We start from the raw sequence: 5,975 nt of genomic DNA on the forward strand, positions 1-5,975 counted from the left end.
GCATACCTTTGTGCTCAATATCACCTTTTCCCACACACTGAGTCCCAGCGCCAAAACCACCGACAAACTCTTTAAAGCGGTGGTTGACGGCATGAACCCGCAACAGCGGCAGATGGTGATGGAATTTCTTCAACAGCCTGCCGCTTGAACTGAGAATGGCATGCCCAAAACGACGCTCCATTATTTTTTATTCATCTCGATTAATACTTGCTTGATTTTGTCAAGAGACTTTTTCGGCGTATAAACGACCGGCTTGCTTCCACCACCGCCTGACTTCAGCAAGAGGCCAGCCTCGAATAATTTTTCAAGGTTTTGCCTGGCAGCACTTTCAGAGATCCCGGCTTTCTGAGAAAAATCAGACACCAAAAAACGCGACTCAGGGTCAATAATAATTTCATTGAAAATCACTCTTTGAATATCAGATAGACGCGAAAGGAAACCATGATTAAAAAGCCAGCTATTAAATTCTCTCAACTTTAATGATGATTCTCTTACATGCTCCAACGTTTCATTTACCGCGCGTTCAAATATTCTGCATTGATAATCAACAAAATAAGTGACATCCAGATGATCGGTTTCAGTTTTTAAGTAAGCCTCACCGTACTGTATCGGTGCAGCCTTTAATAATTTTGATATGGAAACATATTTAAACAATTCATAACCGTGGCGAAAAAGCTGCCAGTAACATAGTGCTCTGGCCACACGTCCATTTCCATCAAAAAAAGGATGAATATACCCTAATGAAAAATGCATAATGCATGCTTTTATTACAGGGTGAATATAATGACTCGGTTTTACGTTTTCCTCATGTTGGATGTTGATCCAATTCACAAAACTCCCCAATAATTCCGGTAACAAAGTAGCTGAAGGAGGAACATGGATGATCTCGTCATCGCGTCCGGCGACATAAACAGAATCATCATCTCTGAGAGCACCGGGACTGTATTTGTCGTCGTCAATTCCTTTGCATGCGGTTGCATGAAACTGCAATAATAATGGTAATGTCATGTCTTCATGGCGACTCTCCCATGTCAGTTGCATCAAGCGATGATTACCCAATATCATTTGCTCGTCTTCACTGCGTGGTTCGCGCTTTTCCTCAAGCATTTGTTTCGCTACTGTCCGGGTTGTTGAAGCGCCTTCAAGCTGGCTTGATGCAATACCTTCATCATGGGCAAACATGTGTAAAAACTGCGTCGATGCACTGACTTCCTGCGTTAACTCAGCCAGAGCGGCGCGAGTACAACGGCGATCAATGAGCGAGCAGGTTTTTTGCATGCCCGGAAGTATCATCAACAACGGAACCGTGCCCGATCCCGTACCCAGCACGGCAGATAACCCTTGAATAGGGCGTCTGGCATGCTCTCGGGCCAGGTTAATGAGTGACCAGATAGCCCGCCTTTTTTCTTCATTATCTGTTTTGTTACAAATATCATTCCAGTGCAGATAACGCCCCTTTTCATCCACAGGCGAGAGATAGCCGCTTATGACATCAAATAAGCTTCCCCCCAAAATGCGTTGGCAGGGACGTATTGCTTTTATCAGCGTGGTGCTGTGTGGGGCTTTTTTCATATCTCCCTCTTCTCTCTCATATATCTGGAAATATGTTAGCAATATAACACCGCTTATGTCCATTTATGGCATTCTTTTCCCCCGCCACGTAATAACATTCTTCCTCCAGCACACCTGGCCGTACAGTTAATGACAGAACTCCGAGGCAACGCATCCGCGTTGCTAACGTCAACGGCCAACTTCGGCACAATCTTCCACTGCTTCAACCGGGTCAGGATCGGCGAGTCCCCACCCACGACCGTATCGAACAGGCCGCGAATACTGAGCATTTCATCGCCGTACTGATTGAGTACCTCGGCGGGCTGGTACCAGGTGCGCACCGCCAGATCATCACGCTTGACCAGTGGCCCGCCCTGGGCATTGACGTACCCGGCCCAGTCAGGGGCGTTGGCTGCATCGTGGCAGGCAGCAAATTCCACGCTCAGGCCGTGCGCGGCTTCGCTGTCATTCAGGCGCCTAAGCTCCCGCCAGACGGTGACGGGAGTGCAGCCAATAAACTGAAATTGGCGAATGCCCCAGCGTGAAGCCCAGGCGGTGGCGCGCTGCGCGCTTTCCTTTAGCGGCCTACCGCTTTCGTCGTCGGTTTCACCGTCCAGCGCATAGCCGTCGATGTTTTTCGAGATGTATTTGGCAACATATCCGGTGGCGCTGCCTTTTTCCGGGTCAATGGCTTTGGCATCAAACCGGGCGCTTGCCGCGACGGCGCTGCGTAATTCCTCACAGTCTGCCGCCATGGCATAGTCGCGCAGGATTTCCAGGATGCAGGGCATGTCCTCCGGGCGGGCAAATATTAGCAAATGGCTGTGCGGCGTGCCGTCATGATGTGGCTCGGCAACACGCATACCGAAAAAGCGCAGCTTCTGGCGATGGCATTTAGCGCGGGCGCAGGCCCAGACACCATTGAGGTAGCGCTGGGTGTCTGCCGGGCTGGCACCGTTCCATTTACGGTTAACTCGCCCATTTTCCAGTGTGGCGTGATGGCTTGAGGGGGCGGTAACAGTGACAAATGCGCCAATATAGCCCTGTTCATTGGCGATATCTTCATAACCTCTTATACGCACCATCAGTTCAGTGCGTCGGATGGCGGGATTGGCCTGGCTGGCGGCATAGCCGTCCATCAGGCTGATACGGTTACCCTCTTCGTCTTCCAGCTCCATGCATTTGCGCCACTCGTTGGTGCGGCGGCGCTGTTCGTGCCAGTCACGCAAGGCGGTTGTGCTGACGTTCGGGGAGGCCTGCTTGTGGACATACCCCATGGCGATAGCCAGATGTTCACGCCAGCGGTTGGCGGTACGGCGCAGGTTGTTCAGCCACCACCGCGCATCACACATTCGCCTGATGGCCGGTTGGGCATCAAAGGGAACAAAACATTTTTCCAGCTTGCTCCAGAGCGGCGGCTGTACGCCCAGCAGGCGGGTGATCCGGGCGAGATGGTGATAGTGGTCATAGACGATGCGCCATTCGCTTTTGTCGCCCTGCGCGTGGGTCAGGCGGGCCACTTCCGTGGCGGCAACATGGGCGGCGGCGTTCGCCAGGGACTTAAGCGCCTGACTGTCCAGGTCGGGCAGACACTGACGCTGAGTGCGCAGGCGCAAAAAGGCCACCACGCCATTATGCTGGGGGGATTGTGTTGCGCGGTCGCCAAACAGCGCACGAAAATCGTCGTCGTCTATCTCATTCAGGCGGTAGCCGCTGTTCACACGCGCAATGCGCGGCAGCATCACCTTAACCACCGACTCGGTTAACCAGCGGCGGGCGCTGTCAAAGCCCTTTTGCTTCTCGCGCTGGTCAAAACGCCAGTAAATGCCTGAACTGACCGTTTCCAGCTGGCCGCTAACCTGTTTTTTTGCCTGGAGATAGTCCTTGCGCCGAAGTTCAGCAAGGCGCATTTCCTCATGGGTCGGGATACCCCGCTCAATCGGCAGCAGAGGCTTGTTGTTCCAGGGGTAAACCACCGCATGCTGCGGTGGTTGAGTGGTGAGCGCAGGCGGATTATTTATCGCCATCGCCGCCCCCCGGTTGCGTCTGGAAAGCAGCAAATAAGCCGCGCGCCGTTAACTCGTGATGAATGGCGCTAAGATCATCCGCCAGCCAGGAAAAAATAAACGGCAAGTAATATTGTGGCAGTTCGTCAGGGGTACGGGTGCGAAGATCGAGGAACAGGTAACGGGCGGTTTCACGTGCGCGTTGTAGTTTGCGGTAACAGTCGAGGGACAGGTTTTCAGGCAAAGTGCAGGTAGGGGTAGTAGCCATAGCAATGGCCTCCTGTGTGGTAAAGTTTTTCAACCTCACCACCCCGCTGTCAAACAGGGAGGCGAGACGTAACAGGGTTGACAGACCGGCCACACAGAACCCGGCGAGCGCAAGCGCTCCCCCGTTACGCCTCACCATAATTTGGACGCAACTGTGGTATTGACGGACGTAAAAAAGCCGCAAGGAGAAATAGCGGCTGTCCGCTGTATGGTTCGGGCTGTCAAACCCGACACCGACTTTTGTCGATGCCCGATCAGCATAGCGCCGAGCGGCGGACGAAAACAAGGGCTTTTTCACGCTCATTGACCTCTATTCCCTCAAAAGACCATCAGGCAGCCGTAGCCGCTAGGGGTGAAACGCCGCACGTCTGAGCGGACAACGTGGCAATCACTTCCCCGGCTTTACCCCGGCTAGCTCCCTTGGCGGCGATGCTGTAATGGGTGTGCGTGTAGTGAAACGTAAAGCCCGCATAGGCGGCGTGCGTCCTGGGGGTATCACTGCCCGAGAGCACCACAGGCACACCCCGGCGCAAGTGCGTTTCAATCAGGGCATCGGCCAGCGCCTGATGTTCTTCGTCACGAAACGGCTCGATGTAATAACCGGTGAAGCCGTCTTTGTCTTCAGGCGGGAAATAAGGTGGGTCGGCATAAACGGCGCAGTGCTCATCTACATGAAACGCCAGTGTTTCCTCAAAGGGCAGGCAGACAAACCGGGTATGGGTATCGCGGGCCTTTTCGGCGAACAGGCGGATTTCCGCGGCGGGGAAATAGGGCTTTTTGTAACGGCCGTACGCGACATTGAACCCGCCACGCAGGTTGTAGCGGCACAGGCCGTTGTAGCCATGGCGATTCAGGTAAAGAAAAAGTGCGGCCCGCTCGATACAAGCGGACGTATGCCGGTAATTAAAATCGGCACGGTGCCGTTTATAGTCACAGAGGCTGTTGCCGTGCCTGAACAAAGGCAGCGCCGCCCGGATCACGCTTTCCGGACTATCAACGACCGCCTGATAGAAATTGATAAGGTCCGGGTTAATGTCTGCCAGCACATAGCGGCGGTAATCGGTATTGAGAAAAACCGAGGCACCGCCCACAAAAGGTTCAACCAGGCAGTCAGCCGCCGGCAGGAAGGGGCGCAAGCGGGGCATCAGGCGAGACTTGCCGCCCGCCCATTTCAGAATAGGCTTCATACCGTCCTCCTATTGTAGTGTTTGTTTTTAAGTTCATTGATTTCCTGGCAGGTCACACAGTGCTGCACGCCCGGAATAGCCTGGCGTCGCGCGGGCGGGATTGGCGCATCACAGTCAGCACAGAGTGAACGAGACACACCCTCGGACGCTGATAACGCACGGCGGATCAGGTGCTGGCGCTCTTCTTCCTCACGCCACTGAATAAGATCCATTGCATCAGGCATCAGTCGATGCCCTGCGCTTGATAGAGGAGGGTGTCAGCGGTATTGCGCAGTAGTTCGGCGGCTTCGCTACCGCTGAGTCTGCGACGGCTGATATCTAGCGCCAAACCTTCAAGCCATGCAGCCATCACATACGATTGGCACCTTAGCCCCTCTTTGCGCAACTCGCTCAGTAGCCTGTAAATGGGTATCTCATTTTCTGTATTATGTTTATCGATATTCTGCATAGTGATTACTCCTGAATTTTGGCAAAAAGAAGCCCGGCGGATTTACGCCATTAAATTTCTGTGGTGGATTAACCTGGCAGTGTTAGCCGCTTAGGAAATAAGCTCACCATCGCCCGACAATGGTTCATGGCAATAATCAGCGCTTTTTTTTCATCGTCAGACATTTCCGTTACCTCAATGCTATGTCGGGCAGTTTTTATTCCCGCGAGATAAAACAACGCTGAAAGCGTGAATAACCCCGAGTTTATTAGAGAGTAATTTTGGCAATACTACGCCGCTTCCTCTGATGCTAATTGCAAAGCGTAATAGTTCATTTCGGCTTCAGTAGGAGGGATGTAACCCAGCCGCCCGAGCAGCCTTCTGTTGTTGTACCAGTCCACCCAGTCCACCCAGTCCACCCAGTCCAGCGTGGCCAACTCCACTTCCGTCCGGTTTTTCCAGCTCCCGCGGTGGATAACCTCCGTTTTGTACAACCCGTTGATACTCTCTGCCATCGCATTATCGTAGGAGTCGCCG

8 protein-coding genes and 1 pseudogene are annotated in these 5,975 nt (G+C 53.2%); all 9 read right to left on the bottom strand.

All coding sequences use genetic code 11. The annotated features are described in order from the left end of the window. The coding region (locus CINSTRO3249_RS18055) for a hypothetical protein (RefSeq protein WP_217265390.1) at window positions 1–181 on the bottom strand (181 nt) is incomplete at its 3' end. Beyond that, window positions 181–1,572, bottom strand: a complete 1,392-nt coding sequence (locus CINSTRO3249_RS11600; protein ID WP_174249780.1) for a Fic family protein — start codon at window positions 1,570–1,572, stop codon at window positions 181–183. The genes CINSTRO3249_RS18055 and CINSTRO3249_RS11600, both read right to left, overlap by 1 nt. 53 nt (window positions 1,573–1,625) lie before the next feature. Next, window positions 1,626–3,461: a replication endonuclease gene (locus CINSTRO3249_RS11605; protein WP_125933176.1), complete on the bottom strand. Its 1,836-nt coding sequence runs from the start codon at window positions 3,459–3,461 to the stop codon at window positions 1,626–1,628. Between the two features lie 103 nt (window positions 3,462–3,564). After that, a complete protein-coding gene (locus tag CINSTRO3249_RS16660) occupies window positions 3,565–4,122 on the bottom strand; it encodes a derepression protein (RefSeq protein WP_125933177.1) in 558 nt (185 codons plus the stop codon). A 31-nt stretch (window positions 4,123–4,153) separates the two neighbouring features. Then, window positions 4,154–5,011: a DNA adenine methylase gene (locus tag CINSTRO3249_RS11615; RefSeq protein ID WP_074013397.1), complete on the bottom strand. Its 858-nt coding sequence runs from the start codon at window positions 5,009–5,011 to the stop codon at window positions 4,154–4,156. Further along, window positions 5,008–5,235 carry a TraR/DksA family transcriptional regulator gene (locus CINSTRO3249_RS11620; RefSeq protein ID WP_074013398.1) on the bottom strand — a complete coding sequence of 76 codons (228 nt, stop codon included), beginning with the start codon at window positions 5,233–5,235 and terminating at the stop codon, window positions 5,008–5,010. Before CINSTRO3249_RS11620 ends, CINSTRO3249_RS11615 begins: the two co-directional genes overlap by 4 nt. Continuing rightward, window positions 5,235–5,459 (bottom strand): DUF2732 family protein, encoded by a 225-nt coding sequence (locus tag CINSTRO3249_RS11625; RefSeq protein WP_074013399.1) that lies wholly within the window; start codon window positions 5,457–5,459, stop codon window positions 5,235–5,237. The genes CINSTRO3249_RS11620 and CINSTRO3249_RS11625 overlap by 1 nt, the downstream gene beginning before the upstream one ends. Before the next feature lie 68 nt (window positions 5,460–5,527). Then, window positions 5,528–5,686 (bottom strand): annotated as a pseudogene (locus CINSTRO3249_RS17240) (DUF5347 family protein); the annotation flags it as partial. 42 nt (window positions 5,687–5,728) lie between these two features. After that, a partial coding sequence (locus tag CINSTRO3249_RS11635) for an integrase core domain-containing protein (protein ID WP_143146887.1) occupies window positions 5,729–5,975 on the bottom strand: 247 nt, incomplete at its 5' end.

The sequence above is a fragment of the Candidatus Sodalis sp. SoCistrobi genome, assembly GCF_900143145.1.
Classification (GTDB): Bacteria; Pseudomonadota; Gammaproteobacteria; order Enterobacterales; family Enterobacteriaceae; genus SoCistrobi.

Excerpts from the sequence above, each read along its gene's own strand:
- CINSTRO3249_RS11600 (WP_174249780.1), bottom strand. The coding sequence starts at position 1,572 with ATGAAAAAAGCCCCACACAGCACCACGCTGATAAAAGCAATACGTCCC.
- CINSTRO3249_RS11605 (WP_125933176.1), bottom strand. The coding sequence starts at position 3,461 with ATGCGCCTTGCTGAACTTCGGCGCAAGGACTATCTCCAGGCAAAAAAA.
- CINSTRO3249_RS11615 (WP_074013397.1), bottom strand. The coding sequence starts at position 5,011 with ATGAAGCCTATTCTGAAATGGGCGGGCGGCAAGTCTCGCCTGATGCCC.
- CINSTRO3249_RS11620 (WP_074013398.1), bottom strand. The coding sequence starts at position 5,235 with ATGCCTGATGCAATGGATCTTATTCAGTGGCGTGAGGAAGAAGAGCGC.
- CINSTRO3249_RS11625 (WP_074013399.1), bottom strand. The coding sequence starts at position 5,459 with ATGCAGAATATCGATAAACATAATACAGAAAATGAGATACCCATTTAC.